This is a genomic window from Microbacterium sp. SCN 71-21 (assembly GCF_001725695.1).
Classification (GTDB): Bacteria; Actinomycetota; Actinomycetes; order Actinomycetales; family Microbacteriaceae; genus Microbacterium; species Microbacterium ginsengisoli.
Map to the genome: position 1 here is coordinate 14,124 of NZ_MEGA01000018.1, position 17,836 is coordinate 31,959.

Below are 17,836 nucleotides of genomic sequence, written 5' to 3' on the forward strand. Positions count from 1 at the left end.
CACGGACGGGCCCCTCCTTCGTGCGATCCCTACGCGCCGATCCCGCGGATGGGCGGGTGATGGAACGTGTCGCCGAACGCGCGCTCGGCAGCGCCCGAGCGGTCGAGGTACGGCGAGGCGCCGCCGTCGATGAACGGCCAGCCGGCGCCGAAGATGAGCGCGAGGTCGATGTCCTGCACTTCTGGCACCACGCCCTCGTCGAGCATGATCTTGATCTCGGTCGCGAGTCCGTCCTCGACGCGACGGAGGATCTCCGCCTCGCTCGCCGGCGTCTTCCCCGCGACCTGGTCGACGAGCTTCTGCGCGGGCTTGGTCCAGCCGGTGACCCGACCGTTCTTGTCCTTCTCGACGACCTGGTCGAGGTTCGCGAGCTCGTGGAAGTTCTCCGACGCGAAGAACCGGTCGGGGAAGGCCCCCGCCATCGTGTCCTGCACGTGAGCGGCGACCTTCCAGCCGACGAGGTCGATCAGCTGGAACGGCGTCATCGGCAGCCCGAGCGGCGCATAGGCCTTGTCGACCGTCGTCAGCGGCGCTCCTTCGTAGATCGCGCGGGCGGCCTCGCCGAGGAGCTTGGCGAGCAGCCGGTTGACGATGAAGCCCGGGGCATCCTTGCTGAGGATCGCGTTCTTGCCGATCGCCTTCGCGACGACGAACGCGGTGGACAGGCTCTGCTCGTTCGTGTGCGGGGTCTTCACGATCTCCAGCAGCGGCATGAGTGCCACGGGGTTGAAGAAGTGGAAGCCGACGAGGCGTTCGGGGTGGGCGAGCTTTGCGCCGATCTCCTGGACCGAGAGCGACGATGTATTCGTGGCGAGGATCGCGTCTTCCGCGATGTGCTGCTCGATGTCGGCGAAGACCCGCTGCTTGACGCCCACCTCCTCGAACACCGCCTCGATGACGAAGTCGCAGTCGGCGTATTCGCTCTTGTCGGTCGTCCCGTGCACGAGCGCGCGCAGCTGGTTGGCCGTGTCGGCGTCGAGCCGGCCCTTCGCCTCGAGCTTGCCGATCTCGTCACGGATGTAGGCAAGGCCCTTGTCGACGCGTGCCTGGTCGATGTCGGTGATGACCACCGGCACCCGGAGCTTGCGCAGGAACAGCAGTGCGAACTGGCTGGCCATGAGCCCGGCGCCGATGACGCCGACCTTCGAGACCTTCTTCGCGAGGGCCTTGTCGGGGGCGCCGACGGGGCGCTTCGCGCGCTTCTGCACGAGGTCGAAGGCATACATGGATGCCGCGAACTGATCGCCCACGATCAGTTCGGAGAGCGCCTCGTCCTCGCGCTCGAAGCCCTCCCACTTGGTGCCGCTCTTGGCCTTGTCGAGGAGCTCGAGTGCGAGGTAGGGCGCGCGGGGGACCGTGCCGATGCGGCTCTCGAGCATCCCGCGGGCGATCCTGATCGCAATCGGCCACTTGGTGAGGCGTTCGATCTTGCCGGGCTCGTTCTTGCGCTCGACTTTGATCGCTCCCGACAGCACACCGTCGGCCCACGCCAGCGACTCCTCGAGGAAGTTGGCCGGCTCGAAGATCGTGTCGACGATGCCGAGCTCGAACGCCTGCTGGGGCTTGAGCATCCGGTTCTGCTTGAGCGGGTTGGAGATCACGACCTCGAGGGCGTTCTCGATGCCGATGAGGTTCGGCAGCAGGTACGCGCCGCCCCAGCCGGGGATGAGCCCCAGGAACACCTCGGGCAGCGCGATCGCCGCGGCCGAGGCATCCACCGTGCGATACGTCGACTGCAGCGCGATCTCGAGTCCGCCGCCGAGCGCGAGGCCGTTCACGAACGCGAACGACGGCACGCCGAGGTCGCCGAGCTTCGAGAAGGCGAAGTGACCGCCCTGGGCGATGAGCTTCGCGATCTCCGTCGACGGCACCTTGGCGACGTCGCTCAGGTCGGCGCCGGCGGCGAGGATGTACTGCTTGCCGGTGACTCCCACGGCCTGGATCTCACCCGACTTCGCACGCTGTGCGAGTGCGTCGAGCGTGCGGGTGAGCTCGAGGATGGTCTTCGGCCCGAACGTGTTGGGCCGGGTGTGGTCGCGTCCGTTGTCGAGCGTGACGAGGGCGAGCACCTTCCCGGAGGGAAGCCGCACGTCGCGCACGAGGGAGCGGGTGACGACCTCGTCGGGGACGAGGTTCTCGAGCGCGGAGAAGTCGATCTGGTCGTAGCGGGTCATCGCGGTGCTCACTTCTTCTTGCCGTCGTAGTACGGGTTCTCCCAGATGACCGATCCGCCCTGGCCGAGGCCGACGCACATGGCGGTGAGGCCGTAGCGCACGTCGGGGCGCTCCGCGAACTGCGCGGCGAGCTGGATCATCAGACGCACACCGGATGCCGCGAGGGGGTGTCCGAGCGCGATCGCCCCGCCCCACTGGTTCACGCGCGGGTCGTCGTCGGCGATGCCGAAGTGGTCGAGGAGCGAGATCACCTGGATCGCGAACGCCTCGTTGAGCTCGAACAGTCCGATGTCAGTGATCGACAGACCCGCCTTCGCGAGCGCCTTCTCGGTCGACGGAATGGGCCCGATGCCCATGATCTCCGGCTGCACGCCCGCGAACGCGAACGAGACGAGCTTCATCTTCGGGCGCAGGCCCAGCTCGCGCACGGCGTGGCCTCCCGCGAGGAGACTCATCGTCGCGCCGTCGGTGAGCGGGGACGAGGTGCCGGCGGTCACTCGTCCGTGCGGACGGAAGGGCGTCTTCAGACCGGCGAGGTCGGCCATCGTCGTCTGCGGGCGACGACCCTCGTCCTCGGTCGCGATGCCCCAGGCGCCCTCGGCATCCTTCGTGGCGACGGAGACGAGGTCGGGCTGGATCTTGCCGGCGTCGTAGGCGGCCTGCGCCTTGTGCTGGCTGAGCATGCCGTAGCGGTCGCTGCGCTCCTTGGTCAGGTGCGGGAAGCGGTCGAAGATGCGCTCGGCGGTCACACCCATGTTGAGGGCGCCCGGGTCGACCAGCCGCTCGGCGACGAATCGCGGGTTGGGGTCGGAGTTCGCTCCGATGGGGTGACGGCCCATGTGCTCGACGCCGCCCGCGAGGGCGAGGTCGTACATGCCGAAGCCGATCGAGCCGGCCATGGTGGTCACGCTCGTCATCGCGCCCGCGCACATGCGGTCGATCGCGAATCCGGGCACGCTCTGGGGGAGCCCGGCGAGGATCGCGGCGGAGCGCCCGAGGGTGAGGCCCTGGTCACCCGTCTGCGATGTCGCGGCGATGGCGACGTCATCGATCCGGTCGGCGGGGACGTCGGGGTTGCGCCCCATCACGCCGATGATCGTCTTGACGACGAGGTCGTCTGCCCGGGTGTTCCAGTACTGCCCTTTTTCACCCGCGCGCCCGAACGGGGTGCGCATGCCGTCGATGAAATAGACGTCCGAATTCTCGGCCACTCTGCCTCCAAAGTCTGGGATCGAGTCCAGCCTAAGGTGGAACTGCGTCTCACGAAATCGGTTGGTTCGAACCTACGATGCCGGTTCGGCGGGCTCCGCCGGGTTTTGCGCGGAAACGACAAAGGCTTCGGCGATCAGCTGTGCGGTTTGCGCAATCTGCCAGCGGCGTGCCCCACCCGCCGCGAGGGCGGCCGCGATGTGGTCCGCGTCGGCGGGAACCGGCGGCTCCCACGCCAGGCGGCGCAGCAGCTCGGGCGTCAGCAGGTTCTCCGTCGGCATTCCGAGACTCGACGCACGCTCCTCGATGACCGGGCGCGCCGCCTTCAGCCGCGCGTCCGCCTCGGGGGCGCGGTCGGCCCACGCGCGCGGCGGCGGCAGCGTGTCGCCCGGAATGCGGTCGGGGGGAAGGTCGGTATCCGCGCGACCCCGCTCGATCGCATCCCACCAGCGGTCGAGCTGGGTGCGGCTGGCGCGGCCGGTGAACTCCTTCACCTCGGCGAGGGCGCGTTTGGTCGCGGGGTTCGCCTGAATGGCCGCGACGAGTGAGCGATCGGGCACGAGCCGGCCGGGGGAGACATCCTGTTGCTGCGCGTATTCCTCACGCGCGGTCCACAGGGCGCGGGCGATCGCGAGGTTGCGGCGCCCGCGCAGGGTGTGGAGTCCGCTCAGTCGGCGCCACGGGTCGGCGCGGACGGGCTTCGGCTCACGGTGCAGCACCGCGTCGAACTCCTCGGCCGCGAGCTCGGTCTTCCCCTGCGCAGCGAGCTCGTCGACGAGGATGTCGCGCACGTCGACGAGATGCAGCACATCGAGCGCCGCATACTCCAGCCACGACTGCGGCAGCGGACGCGTCGACCAGTCATCGGCCGAATGCGCCTTCGCGAGCGTGATCCCGAGGGTCTCCTCGACGATCGCACCGAGCCCCACGCGTTCGTGACCGAGGAGCCGGGCCGCGAGCTCGGTGTCGAAGATGCGCTGCGGCACGAGGCCCCACTCGCGCAGCGACGGGAGGTCCTGGCTCGCCGCGTGCAGCACCCACTCGTCATTCAGAGCCGCCTGCAGCACGGAGGCATCGGGCAATGCCGGCGGGTCGAACAGGAAGACACCGGCATCCCGTCGGAAGACTTGCACGAGGTAGGCGCGCTGGCTGTAGCGGAACCCGGAGGCCCGCTCGACGTCCACAGCGATCGGACCGGTTCCCGCCGCGAGCACGGCGGCCGCGGCATCCAGTCCCTCGGTCGTCGAGATCACGTCGTAGTCAGGCACGGGCACGTCCTCGGGGATTCAGCACGGGGGCCTGTTCAGAGCCCGGCGGGAGACCGGCGAGCATGCAGACGACCTCGGCCCAGGCACGCACGTGCGCGTCGAACGGGCCGTCGGGCGTCCACGACGCGCGAAGCTCCAGCTGCGAGCCGGAGCCTTCGGCGGCCAACGAGCCGAAGCCCTGCGAGACGGTTTTGGTGACCGTGCCGGAGGGGGAGTGATAGGCCGCGCCGTTCTCGTCGAGCGCGTCGAGCAACCACGCCCAGGCCACCTCGGCGACCATCGGATCGACGCCGATGTCGACCTCGAGCGGCGCCTGCGCATAGCAGACGATGCGCCACGCACCGCCCCACGCGTCGGGCTCCTCCCGGTCGTGCAGCAGCACGAACCGACCCGTGCCGTAGACGGAGTCGAGCGCACCGGGCTCGGGACGGATGTCGCCTGCGAGGGCGAACGCCTCGGGGGCGAGTCCCGTCGGGGCGGGCAGCTCGCGGGTCACGAGGTCGTCGCGAAGGTCCGCGGCATGCAGCTGGGCAAGCGCGGCGGCGAACGACGCGGATGCCGCGGGAGCCTGGTCGACCACGACGACAGACTAGAATGAAGCCTCGATGGCAAGCTCAAGGCGCGCCGCGTCGCGCGGCGCCTCACCCGCGGTCTCTCTCGGTCTGCGCACCCTCATCGTCGCGCTCGGCGTGCTGCTCGGACTCTCGCTCGCGGCGATCGCCGGTGTGGCCGGACGCATCGCGCGACTCGTGGTGACTCCCTCGCGCCGGCGCCCCGACACGACCATCGTCGCGCTCGACCCGGCCGCCCAGACGATCACCCTGACGCGCACGCCCGACACGGAACTGCCCGGACGATACGGTCTGTTCACGACGGGTGCCGAGGAGTACCTCAAGCTCGGCTCGGTCCTGCAGGCGGATGCCGGCACGGTCAAGCGCAAGCTTCTCACCGAGGTGCCGACGGGCACACAGCTCGCCGACCCCGCCGCGTTCAGCGGGTGGTACTACGACCGTCCCGAGCAGTTGCATCTGCCCTACCGGTCGACACTCATCGGCTCCGCCGTGGGGCCGTGCCCGGCGTGGATCTTCCCCGCCGACGGCGGCAGCGACGTCTGGTGCATCCAGATCCATGGCCGCGGCGCCGCGCGGGCGGAGTGCCTGCGCGCGGTCCCTCTGCTCCACAGTCTGGGCATCACGACGATGGTGACGTCGTACCGCAACGACGGCGAGGCACCGCGCAGCCGCACGGGCACGTACATGCTCGGCGCGACGGAGTGGCGCGACGTCGACGCCGCGGTCGGCTACGCCCGCCGCCACGGGGCAGAGCGCATCATCCTCATGGGGTGGTCGATGGGCGGCGCGATCGCTCTGCAGCTCGAGCTCAGTTCGGCGCACCGTGATCGCATCGTGGGCGTGATCCTGGAGTCACCGGTGGTCGACTGGAGGGTCGTGCTGCGGTATCAGGGTCGGGAGATGGGGCTGCCCGAGCCGGTCACCGAGCTCGCGCTCACCGCGCTGCAGTCGGAGTGGGGTGCCGCCCTGACTCGCAGTGGAGCGCCGATCCCGTTCGACCGCCTCGACGTCGTGGCACGGGCGCAGGAGCTGCGGCATCCGATTCTGATCCTTCACAGCGACGACGACGGGTTCGTTCCCTCGGAGGCGTCGCACCAGCTCGCCGACGCCCGTCCCGACCTGGTCGACCTGCAGGTCTTCGCCGTCGCCCGCCACACGAAGCTCTGGAACTACGACCAGGAGCGCTGGAGCCGGGCGATCGAATCGTGGCTCGACGCGCACGCGCTCATCCCGCGGGACGCAGGCGCAGATACGTGAACCCCGTCTCGTCGACCAGGTGGCCGACGACCCGCGTGGCCACGCGCTGATCGCGCGCCAGCCGGAGGAAGGGCGAACTGACGGGTTCGAGCACGGGCGCGACCGTGAGGCAGTACTCGTCGATCACTCCGGCCGCCGCGAACTGGCTCGCGAGCGACGGTCCACCCTCGCAGACAACGCGGCGATGGCCCTCCTCCGCCAGGACCGTGAGGATGTCCCGCGGGGACAGCGGTGCGGGTCCGGGCACCGGCAGCACAGTGATGCCCGCGGCATCCGGATGCGAGCGGATCGCATCGGCGCGATCGGCGGGGCAGATCACGATCACCTGATCGCTCGCGGCACCCTCGGCCAGAGCGAGGCGGTGGCCGGTGAGGTCTCCGCTGGACGTGACGATCGCCAGACGCGCACGGCGGGGCACGATGTACCCCTCTGCCCGCACGCTCTGCGCGCCGACGACGACGACGTCGGCGAGCTCGCGGATGATGCCGAGAATGAGACGGTCGACGCGGTTCGTGAGCGACTCGCTCGTGCCGTCGTCGCCGGCGGCCGCTCCTGTGAGGCTCGTGATCATGTTGAGCCGCACGAAGCGGTCGGCCGTGGGCGCATAGACATGACGCAGTGCCTCACGCGTGCCGGGGGCGAGGGTGTCGAACGCGCGGAGCGTGCGCGGCTCGAGTTCGAGCAGGGTCATCCCGCCAGTGCACCCGACTTCTCGTGCACCTGGCGCTTGGCGCGCCGGAGCATCCCCGACATTCCGGCGATGCGCAGCGGCGAGACCGCGCGTGTGAGCCCGATGGTCTGCGGGTAGTCATCGGGGATCGCGAGCACCTCGGCGACGGTCAGACCGGAGATCCCCTGCACGAGGATGCTGGCGAAGCCGCGGGTCGTCGGCGCCTCGGCGGGCGCCATCGCGTGCATCGTCACGATGCCGTCGGCGACCTCGATCAAGATGTAGACCGGGGACTGGCACTCCGCCACACGCTCGCACATCTCGGGATGGCCCTGCAGGGCCGGGGGCACCTCGGGGAGCTCCTCGGAGTACTCGAGGAGCAACTGGAGGCGCTCGGGGTCCGAGAGCTCGAGGAAGGCGTCGCGCGCCTCGGCGAGCGAGGGCGGGAGCGCGTCAGAGTCCGACATCGCCCCCATCCTCGCACGCAGGAAGAACGTCAGGCGCGCGGGGGGACCGCGCCCGGCTCGGCACCCGTGACGATGGGAACCCGCACGGCGCTGCCCCACTCGGTCCAGGAGCCGTCGTAGTTGCGCACGTTCTCGATGCCGAGCAGGTGCTTCAGCACGAACCAGGTGTGGCTCGAGCGTTCACCGATGCGGCAGTAGGCGATGACCTCATCGGCGTCGCCGAGTCCCGCCTCGTCACGGTAGATGGCGTCGAGCTCGGCGCGCGACTTGAAGGTGCCGTCCGCGGCCACGGCCTTGGCCCACGGAACGCTCGCCGCGCTGGGGATGTGGCCGGCGCGCAGGGCGCCCTCTTCGGGGTAGGCGGGGGCGGACGTGCGCTCGCCCGAGTACTCCTCCGGCGACCGCACGTCGATGAGCGGCTTGCCGAGGTGGACGAGGACGTCCTCCTTGTACGCGCGCAGCACGGAGTCGTCGCGCTCGATGACGGGATACGACGTCGCGGCGCGCTCGGCGGGCGCGGTTGTGATGTCGCGGCCCTCGGCGATCCAGCGATCACGGCCACCGTCGAGCAGGCGCACGTCCTCGTGGCCGAACAGCGAGAACACCCACAGTGCGTAGGCGGCCCACCAGTTGTTCTTGTCGCCGTAGATGACGATGGTGTCGTCGCGCGAGATGCCCTTGCGGCTGAGCAGCTCGGCGAAGCCCGCGCCGTCGACGTAGTCACGCACGACCGGGTCGTTGAGCTCGGTGTGCCAGTCGACCTTGACGGCGCCGGGAATATGGCCGGTCTCGTAGAGGAGGACGTCCTCGTTGGACTCGACGACCACCAGGCCCGGGTCGGTGAGGTGCTCGGCGAGCCACGCGGTGCTCACCAGCCGGTCGCTGTGCGCATACTCGGCGAACTTCTGGCTGTCGGTGTCGGGTGCGACGGACATCGCTGCTCCTCGGAAATGACGGGTGGGTGACGGCGTTAGGGTTGTTCGCGTCCCCGCCAACCTACGTCGGTGCAGCGGGGGCGGATCTGTTGCGTCGAAAAATGACAGGGGCACGAATGGCAGCCGCCGTGACCACGGGCGTCATCCACCTCACCGACCGCACCCCTGACGTGAGCGGCGCGGACATGGTCGCCGCCCTCGTCCCCCCGCCCCAGTTCGACGGAGCGACCTTCGAGACGTATCGCGCCGATGACGCCTATCCGTCGCAGCAGGCGGCAAAGGAGAAGCTGATCGCCTTCTCCGGCGGCGGAGCGGCCGCACCGGTGCGTCGGGGGCTCTTCTCGAAGGCGCCGAAGATCGAGCCCACAAAACCCGGGGTGTATCTCGACGGCGGGTTCGGCGTGGGCAAGACCCACCTCCTCGCGTCCATCTACCATGCGATGCCCGCCCGCCGTAAGTACTTCGGCTCGTTCATCGAGTACACGGCGCTCGTCGGCGCACTCGGCTATCAAAAGGCCGTCGAGCTCTTCCGCGGCGCCGACCTGCTGTGCATCGACGAGTTCGAGCTCGACGACCCGGGCGACACGATGGTGATGACCCGTCTCCTCGGCGAGCTGGTTCCCGGTGGAACCAGGCTGGCCGCGACATCCAACACGCCTCCGAACGCGCTCGGCGAGGGCCGTTTCGCCGCCCAGGACTTCCTGCGCGAGATCAATGCGATGTCTGCCAGCTTCGAGACGCTGCGCATCGACGGCGTCGACTTCCGCCAGCGCGCCCTCGACGGCCACGCGGTCGTGCTCGACGACGAGGCATACACGGTGGCGATCGCGGATGCCGCGGCATCCGGTCTCGTCTCGGATGACGCGTTCGGGGACCTCGTCGCGCACCTGGCCCGGGTGCACCCGTCGCGCTACATCCGCCTCATCGACGGTCTCGCCACCATCGGGTTGCGCGACGTCGTCACGCTGGAGGACCAGTCCGCAGCCCTGCGACTGGTCGCATTCGTCGATCGCGCCTACGACGCGCAGGTGCCCATCCGTGCGACCGGAGTCGCCCTCGATCGGGTCTTCGGCGAGGACATGCTCGGCGGGGGATACCGCAAGAAGTACCTGCGCGCCATCTCTCGCCTGAACGCCTTGACGCATTCCTGACGACTCCCGGTCGCTCCCGCGCAGCTGCACGGGAACCTCACGGTCATGCCTCGAGATCTCTGCGACTCCCGAAACGTGATGTTAACGCGGGCCTGTGCACTGTTACCTGCCGGAAACACGAGGCGCATACCGGGCGAAACCCGCTCTCGCGAGACTGGCGGCACCCGACGCTACGCTCTCCCGCGCGTTCTGCCGAGGGTCCTGTAACACGACACATGAGTGAGGATTTCATGGACAACGGAAGTCTCGCCTGGTACATCGCCGCAACGGCGCTAGTGCTGTTCATGACGCCGGGCGTTGCGTTCTTCTACGGAGGACTCGTCAAGGCCAAGAGCGTCGTCAGCATGATGATGATGAGCTTCGGAGCAATGGGCCTCATCGCCGTGCTCTGGATCCTCTACGGATTCAACATGCAGACCGCCGACTGGTGGCCTGGCGTACTCGGCAACCCCTTCAGCGACTTCGGCCTGACCACCATGGCCAACACCCCGGAGACCGCATCGGTCAACCTGACCGCCGTCTCGTACGGCGCGACGTTCGCGATCATCACGGTCGCGCTCGTCTCCGGCGCCATCGCCGACCGCGCCAAGTTCGGCTCGTGGATGATCTTCGCGTTCCTGTTCGCGACGATCGACTACTTCGCGGTCGCCGGCTGGGTCTGGAACACCAACGGCTGGATCTTCAACCTCGGCACGACGCTGTTCGGCAAGGACGCTGGCGTTGAGGTCATCGACTACGCCGGTGGTACTGCGGTGCACATCAACGCCGGTGCCGCGGCGCTCGCGCTCGCACTCGTGCTCGGAAAGCGCGTCGGCTTCAAGAAGGGCATCACCAAGCCCCACAACGTGCCGCTCGTGCTGCTCGGTGCCGCCATCCTGTGGTTCGGCTGGTTCGGCTTCAACGCCGGCGCCTCGGCCTTCTTCGTCTCGCCCGAGGGCACCTCGTCGGCGAACGGCGCGATCCTCGCGGGTATCGGTGCCGTCGGCTCGCCGACCGGTCTGATCGTGATCAACACGCTCGGCGCCACGGCTGCGGCCGTGCTCGGCTGGATCATCGTCGAGAAGCTCAAGGACGGCAAGGCCACCTCGGTCGGCGCCGCCTCGGGTGCCGTCGCCGGTCTCGTCGCGATCACCCCCTCGTGCGCGAACCTCGACCCGGGCTGGGCGCTCCTGCTCGGCCTCATCGCCGGTGGCGTGTGCGCGATTGCGATCGAGCTGAAGTGGAAGCTCGGCTTCGACGACTCGCTCGACGTCGTGGGTGTCCACCTCGTCGGCGGCATCATCGGAACGCTGTACCTCGGCTTCTTCGCCACGGGCACGGGCCTGTTCCTCGGCGGTGGCTGGGACCAGCTCATCCTGCAGGCGATCGCCGCAGCCACGGTGCTGGTGTTCTCCTTCGTCGTCGCCTTCGTGATCGGTTTCGCGATCGAGAAGACGATCGGGTTCCGCATCAAGAACGAGGACGAGATCGCCGGTGTCGACACCACGGTCCACGGTGAAGAGGGCTACGCACTCGCGGAGTGACCTTCACCGATCGTCCCGAAGGGCGTCGCGGCTTCGGCCGCGGCGCTCTTCGGCGTTCCCCGGCGGGCGCGCTCCGCTAGCGTGAGGATGTGGCCTTCTCGACACTGCTCCGCGGATTGGTGCGCGCTCTCACCGGACGCCCCGCTCGCGCCGAAGAGGTCGACATACGCACGACACGCGGCATCCGCGTCGCGTACTCGCCGTCTCCCGGCGGCACGGCTGACGGGGGAGAGATCGTGTGGACCTGGGTACCGTTCCAGGCGAACCCGCGTCAGGGGAAGGACCGGCCGGTGCTCGTCATCGGCCGCGCCGGACGCGGTCATGCGTGGGCGATGAAGCTGACGAGCAAGTCCCACGCCGGCGACCGCGAGTACGTCTCGCTCGGCAGCGGTGCATGGGATGCCGCCCGGCGCGAGTCGTGGCTCGATCTCGATCAGCTGTACCGGGTGCCGGATGCGGCGGTGCGCCGCGAAGCCGCGGCGCTCGACGCGCGCACGTTCCGCCGCGTCGCCGCGGAGCTGCAGCGCCGGTACGGCTGGCGCATCTAGCCGGGAGCTGCGCGGCGGGCTAGCCTCGCGGCATGGGGGAGCACGAGGCGTCCGATCGCCGTGGGCTGGGCGGTGTCATCTGGGCGTGGATCTGGACCGCCGTCGCTGGTGCCGTCGCGTTGCCGCTCTGGGCGGTGAGTGGCCTGACGCAGGGGGCATGCTACGACTCGTCGGTGCCGGGACGCTCGTACTGCACCTCGGGTCCGGTGCTCGGCGCGCCGGCGACGGCGGTGCTGTGGACCCTGTGGGCGATCGCGGTCGCCGCGTGCCTCGTCATCGCCATCCGGACGACGCGCACGCGCCTGTGCGAGGCGTAGAACTCAAACGACGAACCCCCGCCGAAGCGGGGGTTCTGTGGTGGGCGATACCAGACTCGAACTGATGACCTCTTCCGTGTGAAGGAAGCGCGCTACCAACTGCGCCAATCGCCCGATCGGCCCCGGAGGACCGAGTGTCGAGCATACCGGATGCGGCGGGCCCGCCGCGAACCGAGAGCGCGAAACGCCCGCGCGCGTGCCGGTTTTGCGTCGACCGATTCGTCGGCTAAAGTCGTACGAGTGCCCCGGGCAACCGGGAAACACGCGGATGTAGCGCAGTTGGTAGCGCATCACCTTGCCAAGGTGAGGGTCGCGAGTTCGAGTCTCGTCATCCGCTCGAGTGCAGGGGTCGTTCCATCGAACGATCACGGCACGTGGGGTCAAACCACACGGTGGCGTGGCCGAGCGGCTAGGCACCGGCCTGCAAAGCCGTTTACACGGGTTCGAATCCCGTCGCCACCTCCACTCACAAGTGAACATGCCTGAACAGGCGCGATTGGCGCAGCGGTAGCGCGCTTCCCTGACACGGAAGAGGTCACTGGTTCGATCCCAGTATCGCGCACCACCCGAAACCCCCGGCTCGCCGGGGGTTTTCTCGTTTCCGGAGGATGTCGGCGCCGCCGCGCACACTGGTCACATGACGGATGTCTCCCTCACCCCCTGGCGCGATGACCACCTGCCCGTCCTGATCGCCGCGAATACCCCCGAGATGACCGTGTACCTCGGCGGCCCCGAGACCGACGACGAGGTCCGGGCGCGACACGCGAAGTATCTGCGCCTCACCGCGGCGGGGGAAGCGTGGATGTTCGCGATCGAGCGGGAGGGCACCGCGATCGGAGGTATCGGCTTCTGGCCGAGCGACCTCGACGGCGCGCCGGTGTACGAAGCGGGCTGGCACGTGCTCCCGCCGTGGCAGGGCAACGGATACGCCGGGGCGGCGCTGCGGGCACTCGTCAAGATGGCCCCGACGATCGCGGCGCCGCGGTCGCTCATCGTCGCCTTCCCCTCGATCGAGAACGACGCTTCGAACGGTGTGTGCCGCGCTGCGGGGTTCACCGCCCTGGACGAACGCGACTCGGAGTACCGCGGAGTCCGCCTCCACGTACGCGTGTGGACACGACACTTCTGGGAGCCCCTGACAGCCGCACCGTCCGCACCCTAGGCTCGGCGCATGGCTCAGCTCGTGCTCACCGTCGTCGGCGACGACCGCCCCGGCATCGTCCAGTCCCTCGCACACACCGTCGCCGCCTATGGCGGCAACTGGCAGCGCAGCGAACTCGCCGAGCTCGCGGGCGCGTTCGCCGGGATCGTGCTCGTCGAGGTGGCCGATGACGCGGTCGACGCCCTCACGACGGCCCTGGCCGACCTTCCCGCACTGCGGGTGTCGGTGCACCTCACGACACACGCTCCCGACCCCGCCGGGTCGCGTCTCACCTTCACCGTGCTGGGCAACGACCGTCCCGGCATCGTGAACGACGTCACCCGCGCGCTCAGCGTGCGCGGCCTCACGATCGACGCGTTCACGAGTAGCGTGTTCGATGCGCCGATGGCCGGAGGGACGCTGTTCGAGGCGAGTATCGCCGCGCACGCGGCATCCGCTGCCGTCGCCGACGACGCGACGGCGGCGCTCGAGCAGCTCGCGGGGGAGATCCAGGTCGATCTCACGTTCGACGCGTCATGACCGCGTCGGCGCAGATCGTCGAGGGCGTCCGAGCCGATCTGCGAGCGCGCGCCGACCCCGCTCGCGCCGCCGCCCAGCAGGCGTACATGACATCGGCGATGCCGTTCCGCGGTGTGCCGGTGCCGGAGGTGCGACGACTCACCCGGCAGCGCGCGAAGGGTGTGACGGACGCCGCGACCCTGGGCGCGGCCGCCGAGGCACTGTGGAGCGGCGCCGAGGTGCGTGAGGAGCGCTACGCCGCCCTCGCGATCCTCGCCCTCAGGCCACTGCAGGACGACCCCTCCCTGCTGAGGACCATCGAGCGATATGTGCGCGAGGGGCAGTGGTGGGACCTCGTGGACGAGCTCGCCCACCGTGTCGCCGACCAGCTCGAGGTGCGACCGCGCGAGACGGCGCGCCTCGTGCGCGCCTGGGCCGGCGATGACGACATGTGGCTGCGACGCATCGCGATCATCTCGCAGCTCGGTCGCGGCACCGCACTCGACGAGACGCTGCTCGACGATGGCTGGGCGCTGCGGGACCACGCGCGCGTCGCACCCGACTGGGTACGCGCATACGTCGAGGCGCATCCGCTCAGTCCGCTCAGTCGCCGCGAGGCCCTGAGGCACCTCTGAGGCGTCAGAACGCGAGCGGCACGGTCGCGAGGGCGACCACCAGCGGGGCCACGAGGCACCCGCGCAGCATGTAGGTGCGCCACGAGATCTGCACCTCGAGCGACCGCAGCCGGGCGTGCCAGAGCAGCGTCGCAAGGGAGGCCCAGGGCGTGATCAGCGGGCCGGCGTTCACCCCGACGAGCACCGCGCCCAGGCGCGCCGGTGTGTGCGCGACCTGCTCGAGTGCGAGGTAGGCCGGCAGGTTGTCGATGAGGTTGGCACCGACGAGGGCGGATGCCGCGACCCGCCACAGCCCGAGCAGATCGTCGCCCGCTCCCGCCACCGCTCCGATGACGGCGGCGCCGCCGAGCGCCTCCAGCGCGCCGACGGCGAGGAACAGCCCGGCGGCGAACAGGACGAGCTGCCACGGGAGGAGAGAGGGGCGCAGCGCGGCGGGGGAGCGCACAGCGAACACGATCGTCAAGACCACAGCGGCTCCGAGGGCCGGGATCCACGGTGCGAGACCCGACACGAGGAGCGGCATCATGACCACGACGACGGCCGCGCTCACGATGAGCAGGGGGGCATCGTCGATTCGGGGGGCGACCGGCGTCTCGAACCGCCCGCGCAATTGACGGCGGTGGAACAGCAGCAGCGCCGCGACAGTGACGAGGATCGCGATGAGCGCGGGCGCCCACATGAGCGCGAGGAACTGCAGCGGGTCGCCGCCCGCGAGCCGGTCTGCGGCGAGCAGATTGGTGAGGTTCGAGACCGGCAGCGCCAGTGACGCCGTGTTGGCGAGCCACACGGTCGCGAACGCGAATGGCAGCGGCGACAGCCCCGCCCGCCGCGCGACGGCGACCACGACAGGCGTGAGCAGCACGGCGGTGGTGTCGAGGGAGAGGAAGGAGGTCGCGAGGATCGCCAGCAGCGCGACGCTGAACCACAGCCGCAGCGTGTGGCCGCGGCTGAGGCGCACGAGCAGGTGCCCCGCGGCGTCGAAGACGCCCGCGGCCGCGGCGAGCTCGGCGACGACCGTCACCGCCACGACGAACAGCAGGATGGGCCACACGCGGTCGCCGATGGCGAGGGCGTTCGCGGCGGGCAGCACGCCGATCGCCACGGCAATCGCCGACAGCAGGAGGAGCACGGCGCCGACGCCCGCGAGTTTCACGCTCCCATCCTGCTCCCCAACGAACCTGGGAACGGTAGGCTCGCGGCATGGACATCCGCCCTCGCCCGCTCACGACCGTCGTCGTGCGCGCGACGGCGACGCGAACGCTCGGCGCCTGAGCGGGCGGCGGCGCGCGTGCGCCCCGAAGCTGAGTAGCCTGGAACCGAGCGATCCTCTGGAGATTTCCCTGTGTCTGATGCCCTACCCGCTGTCGTCGAGTACCCCGCCGACGGCTTCGCCCTCTTCCCCGACCGATCCGTCGTGGCGCTGCGCGTCAACGGCGAGCTGAAGGACCTCGCGACGGTCGTGACCGCCGCAGACTCCGTAGAGCCGGTCACGATCGACAGCGCCGACGGCCTGGCGATCCTGCGACACTCGACCGCGCATGTGCTCGCCCAGGCGGTGCAGCGCATCAAGCCGCAGACGAACCTCGGCATCGGCCCGCCGATCACCGACGGCTTCTACTACGACTTCGGCACGGATGCGCCGTTCACCCCCGATGACGTCAAGGCCATCAAGAAGGAGATGGAGCGCATCGTCCGCGAGGGCCAGCGCTTCGTGCGCCGCGTGGTCAGCGACGACGAAGCGCGCGCCGAGCTCGCCGACGAACCGTTCAAGCTCGAACTGATCGGCCTCAAGGGCGGCACGAAGGAGGCCGCCGAGGGCGCCTCGGTCGAGGTCGGAGCCGGCGAGCTGACGATCTACGACAACGTCAACCGCGACGGCGAGACCGTCTGGAAAGACCTGTGCCGCGGACCTCACGTGCCCAACACCCGCACGATCGGCAACGGCTGGGACCTGCAGCGCATCGCGGGCGCCTATTGGCGCGGCAGCGAGAAGAACCCGCAGCTGCAGCGCATCTACGGCACCGCGTGGGCGACGAAGGACGAACTGCGCGCCTACCAGCAGCGCCTCGAGGAGGCCGCCAAGCGCGATCACCGCAAGCTCGGCAAGGAGCTCGACCTCTTCTCGTTCCCCGACGAGATCGGCTCGGGGCTGAGTGTCTGGCATCCGAAGGGCGGCATCGTCCGCGGGGAGATGGAGCAGCACGCCCGCCGTCGCCACGTCGCAGCCGGCTACACCTACGTGTATACCCCGCACATCTCGAAGGAAGACCTCTTCCTGACCTCGAACCACCTCGTGACCTACCGGGACGGCATGTTCCCGCCCATCACGATGGACGAGGAGCGCGACGCCGACGGCACCATCACCAAGGCCGGCCAGGAGTACTACCTGAAGCCGATGAACTGCCCGATGCACATCCTCATCTACAAGGAGCGCGGCCGCAGCTACCGCGACCTGCCGATGCGGCTCGCCGAGAACGGCACGGTCTACCGCAACGAACTCTCGGGCGCCCTCCACGGCCTCACGCGCGTCCGCGGCTTCACCCAGGACGACTCGCACCTGTTCGTGACCCCCGAGCAGCTCGAGGGTGAGGCGACGAAGGTGCTCGAGTTCGTCATCTCCATGCTGCGGGACTTCGGTCTCGACGACTTCGAGCTCGAACTGTCGATGCGCGACGACGAGAAGTCGAAGTGGATCGGGTCGGACGAGTTCTGGGAGTACTCCACGAACGCACTGCGCAATGTCGCCCTGGCGAGCGGACTGAAGCTCACTGAGGTGCCCGGCGAGGCGGCGTTCTACGGCCCGAAGATCGACCTGAAGACCCGTGACGCGATCGGGCGCACCTGGCAGCTGTCGACCGTGCAGGTCGACCCGAACCTGCCCGAGCGCTTCGAGCTGGAGTACACCGGATCGGACGGCGAGCGTCACCGCCCGATCATGATCCACCGCGCACTGTTCGGCTCGATCGAGCGGTTCTTCGCGATCCTGCTCGAGCACTACGCCGGCGCGTTCCCGGTGTGGCTCTCCCCGGTGCAGGTCGTCGGCATCCCGGTCGCCGAGGAGTACGCGCCGTACCTCGACGAGATCGTGGGCCGCCTGCGTGAGGCGGGCGTGCGCGCGGAGGTCGACCACTCCGACGACCGCATGCAGAAGAAGATCCGCACGCACACCACCCAGAAGGTGCCGCTGCAGCTCATCGCGGGGGAGCAGGACCGCGCCGCGGGCACGGTGTCGTTCCGCTTCCGCTACGGCTCGCAGACGAACGGCGTTCCCGTCGACGATGCGATCGCCCTGGTCCTGCGCGCCATCGCGCAGCACACTCTCGTCGACACGGCGGATCAGCTCGTATGACCTCGGCGCACGCGGGCGGATCGGATGACGCGCTGGTCGCGGCATCCGATCTGCCCGGTGTGCCGGACGAGTTCCAGCGCCTGTGGACCCCGCACCGGATG

The 17,836-nt window shown here is 69.4% G+C and carries 17 protein-coding genes and 4 tRNA genes; 12 read left to right on the forward strand and 9 right to left on the reverse strand.

Going from position 1 to position 17,836, the window contains the following annotated elements; translation table 11 throughout:
- Positions 1-29: 29 nt before the first annotated feature.
- From ABT08_RS04140 to ABT08_RS04155, 4 genes are all read right to left on the reverse strand, one after another.
- Positions 30-2,174: a 3-hydroxyacyl-CoA dehydrogenase NAD-binding domain-containing protein gene (locus tag ABT08_RS04140; RefSeq protein WP_056209217.1), complete on the reverse strand. Its 2,145-nt coding sequence runs from the start codon at positions 2,172-2,174 to the stop codon at positions 30-32.
- Between the two features lie 8 nt (positions 2,175-2,182).
- Entirely contained in the window at positions 2,183-3,385 is a 1,203-nt protein-coding gene (locus ABT08_RS04145; RefSeq protein WP_045248048.1) for a thiolase family protein, read from the reverse strand.
- 72 nt (positions 3,386-3,457) lie between these two features.
- The gene (locus tag ABT08_RS04150) at positions 3,458-4,651 is read right to left on the reverse strand and encodes a ribonuclease D (protein ID WP_137877876.1); all 1,194 of its coding nucleotides are present in this window, start codon (positions 4,649-4,651) and stop codon (positions 3,458-3,460) included.
- Complete coding sequence (locus ABT08_RS04155) at positions 4,644-5,231, reverse strand: DUF3000 family protein (protein WP_045248049.1); 588 nt, start codon at positions 5,229-5,231, stop codon at positions 4,644-4,646. The genes ABT08_RS04150 and ABT08_RS04155 overlap by 8 nt, the downstream gene beginning before the upstream one ends.
- A gap of 25 nt (positions 5,232-5,256) precedes the next feature.
- Here ABT08_RS04155 and ABT08_RS04160 point away from each other — a divergent pair, with 25 nt between their 5' ends.
- Entirely contained in the window at positions 5,257-6,480 is a 1,224-nt protein-coding gene (locus ABT08_RS04160; protein WP_056208886.1) for an alpha/beta hydrolase family protein, read from the forward strand.
- On the opposite strand, the gene ABT08_RS04165 is transcribed toward ABT08_RS04160, so the two are convergent.
- From ABT08_RS04165 to ABT08_RS04175, 3 genes are read right to left on the reverse strand one after another with little or no spacing between them, the layout of a single operon-like run.
- Positions 6,449-7,171 (reverse strand): dihydrofolate reductase family protein, encoded by a 723-nt coding sequence (locus ABT08_RS04165; protein WP_288114065.1) that lies wholly within the window; start codon positions 7,169-7,171, stop codon positions 6,449-6,451. The genes ABT08_RS04160 and ABT08_RS04165 overlap by 32 nt on opposite strands.
- Positions 7,168-7,617, reverse strand: coding sequence for a SufE family protein (locus tag ABT08_RS04170; protein ID WP_056208890.1), 450 nt, complete (start codon positions 7,615-7,617; stop codon positions 7,168-7,170). Before ABT08_RS04170 ends, ABT08_RS04165 begins: the two co-directional genes overlap by 4 nt.
- Before the next feature lie 29 nt (positions 7,618-7,646).
- Positions 7,647-8,552, reverse strand: coding sequence for a sulfurtransferase (locus ABT08_RS04175; RefSeq protein WP_056208893.1), 906 nt, complete (start codon positions 8,550-8,552; stop codon positions 7,647-7,649).
- Positions 8,553-8,668: 116 nt separating this feature from the next.
- On the opposite strand from ABT08_RS04175, the gene zapE reads away from it, so the two are divergent.
- The 4 genes from zapE to ABT08_RS04195 all read left to right on the forward strand — a co-directional run bounded on the left by zapE (position 8,669) and on the right by ABT08_RS04195 (position 12,091).
- Entirely contained in the window at positions 8,669-9,703 is a 1,035-nt protein-coding gene (zapE, locus tag ABT08_RS04180; RefSeq protein WP_045248053.1) for a cell division protein ZapE, read from the forward strand.
- A gap of 230 nt (positions 9,704-9,933) precedes the next feature.
- Positions 9,934-11,226, forward strand: coding sequence for an ammonium transporter (locus ABT08_RS04185; protein WP_056208900.1), 1,293 nt, complete (start codon positions 9,934-9,936; stop codon positions 11,224-11,226).
- 89 nt (positions 11,227-11,315) lie between these two features.
- Positions 11,316-11,774 carry a type II toxin-antitoxin system PemK/MazF family toxin gene (locus ABT08_RS04190; protein WP_235557349.1) on the forward strand — a complete coding sequence of 153 codons (459 nt, stop codon included), beginning with the start codon at positions 11,316-11,318 and terminating at the stop codon, positions 11,772-11,774.
- 32 nt (positions 11,775-11,806) lie between these two features.
- Positions 11,807-12,091, forward strand: a complete 285-nt coding sequence (locus tag ABT08_RS04195; protein ID WP_056208903.1) for a hypothetical protein — start codon at positions 11,807-11,809, stop codon at positions 12,089-12,091.
- A gap of 38 nt (positions 12,092-12,129) precedes the next feature.
- Here ABT08_RS04195 and ABT08_RS04200 read toward each other — a convergent pair.
- Positions 12,130-12,205, reverse strand: a tRNA-Val gene (locus tag ABT08_RS04200).
- 150 nt (positions 12,206-12,355) lie between these two features.
- Between ABT08_RS04200 and ABT08_RS04205 the strand changes: the two genes are divergently transcribed.
- From ABT08_RS04205 to ABT08_RS04230, 6 genes are all read left to right on the forward strand, one after another.
- Positions 12,356-12,428, forward strand: a tRNA-Gly gene (locus ABT08_RS04205).
- A gap of 54 nt (positions 12,429-12,482) precedes the next feature.
- A tRNA-Cys gene (locus ABT08_RS04210) sits at positions 12,483-12,556 on the forward strand.
- A 25-nt stretch (positions 12,557-12,581) separates the two neighbouring features.
- A tRNA-Val gene (locus ABT08_RS04215) sits at positions 12,582-12,656 on the forward strand.
- A 72-nt stretch (positions 12,657-12,728) separates the two neighbouring features.
- Positions 12,729-13,253 carry a GNAT family N-acetyltransferase gene (locus ABT08_RS04220; protein ID WP_056518577.1) on the forward strand — a complete coding sequence of 175 codons (525 nt, stop codon included), beginning with the start codon at positions 12,729-12,731 and terminating at the stop codon, positions 13,251-13,253.
- A gap of 9 nt (positions 13,254-13,262) precedes the next feature.
- Positions 13,263-13,772 (forward strand): glycine cleavage system transcriptional repressor, encoded by a 510-nt coding sequence (locus tag ABT08_RS04225; RefSeq protein WP_288114066.1) that lies wholly within the window; start codon positions 13,263-13,265, stop codon positions 13,770-13,772.
- The gene (locus ABT08_RS04230; RefSeq protein WP_288114067.1) at positions 13,769-14,386 is read left to right on the forward strand and encodes a DNA alkylation repair protein; all 618 of its coding nucleotides are present in this window, start codon (positions 13,769-13,771) and stop codon (positions 14,384-14,386) included. Before ABT08_RS04225 ends, ABT08_RS04230 begins: the two co-directional genes overlap by 4 nt.
- A gap of 4 nt (positions 14,387-14,390) precedes the next feature.
- On the opposite strand, the gene ABT08_RS04235 is transcribed toward ABT08_RS04230, so the two are convergent.
- Positions 14,391-15,539 carry an ArsB/NhaD family transporter gene (locus tag ABT08_RS04235; RefSeq protein ID WP_288114068.1) on the reverse strand — a complete coding sequence of 383 codons (1,149 nt, stop codon included), beginning with the start codon at positions 15,537-15,539 and terminating at the stop codon, positions 14,391-14,393.
- A 189-nt stretch (positions 15,540-15,728) separates the two neighbouring features.
- Between ABT08_RS04235 and thrS the strand changes: the two genes are divergently transcribed.
- Positions 15,729-17,735: a threonine--tRNA ligase gene (thrS, locus tag ABT08_RS04240; protein WP_288114069.1), complete on the forward strand. Its 2,007-nt coding sequence runs from the start codon at positions 15,729-15,731 to the stop codon at positions 17,733-17,735.
- Positions 17,736-17,836: the final 101 nt, after the last annotated feature.

What these genes read in the sequence shown, in the direction of transcription:
- ABT08_RS04230 (WP_288114067.1), top strand. Translation starts at nt 13,769, where the DNA reads ATGACCGCGTCGGCGCAGATCGTCGAGGGCGTCCGAGCCGATCTGCGA.
- ABT08_RS04220 (WP_056518577.1), top strand. Translation starts at nt 12,729, where the DNA reads ATGACGGATGTCTCCCTCACCCCCTGGCGCGATGACCACCTGCCCGTC.
- ABT08_RS04185 (WP_056208900.1), top strand. Translation starts at nt 9,934, where the DNA reads ATGGACAACGGAAGTCTCGCCTGGTACATCGCCGCAACGGCGCTAGTG.
- ABT08_RS04165 (WP_288114065.1), bottom strand. Translation starts at nt 7,171, where the DNA reads ATGACCCTGCTCGAACTCGAGCCGCGCACGCTCCGCGCGTTCGACACC.
- zapE (WP_045248053.1), top strand. Translation starts at nt 8,669, where the DNA reads ATGGCAGCCGCCGTGACCACGGGCGTCATCCACCTCACCGACCGCACC.
- ABT08_RS04195 (WP_056208903.1), top strand. Translation starts at nt 11,807, where the DNA reads ATGGGGGAGCACGAGGCGTCCGATCGCCGTGGGCTGGGCGGTGTCATC.
- ABT08_RS04170 (WP_056208890.1), bottom strand. Translation starts at nt 7,617, where the DNA reads ATGTCGGACTCTGACGCGCTCCCGCCCTCGCTCGCCGAGGCGCGCGAC.
- ABT08_RS04140 (WP_056209217.1), bottom strand. Translation starts at nt 2,174, where the DNA reads ATGACCCGCTACGACCAGATCGACTTCTCCGCGCTCGAGAACCTCGTC.
- ABT08_RS04160 (WP_056208886.1), top strand. Translation starts at nt 5,257, where the DNA reads ATGGCAAGCTCAAGGCGCGCCGCGTCGCGCGGCGCCTCACCCGCGGTC.
- ABT08_RS04175 (WP_056208893.1), bottom strand. Translation starts at nt 8,552, where the DNA reads ATGTCCGTCGCACCCGACACCGACAGCCAGAAGTTCGCCGAGTATGCG.
- ABT08_RS04225 (WP_288114066.1), top strand. Translation starts at nt 13,263, where the DNA reads ATGGCTCAGCTCGTGCTCACCGTCGTCGGCGACGACCGCCCCGGCATC.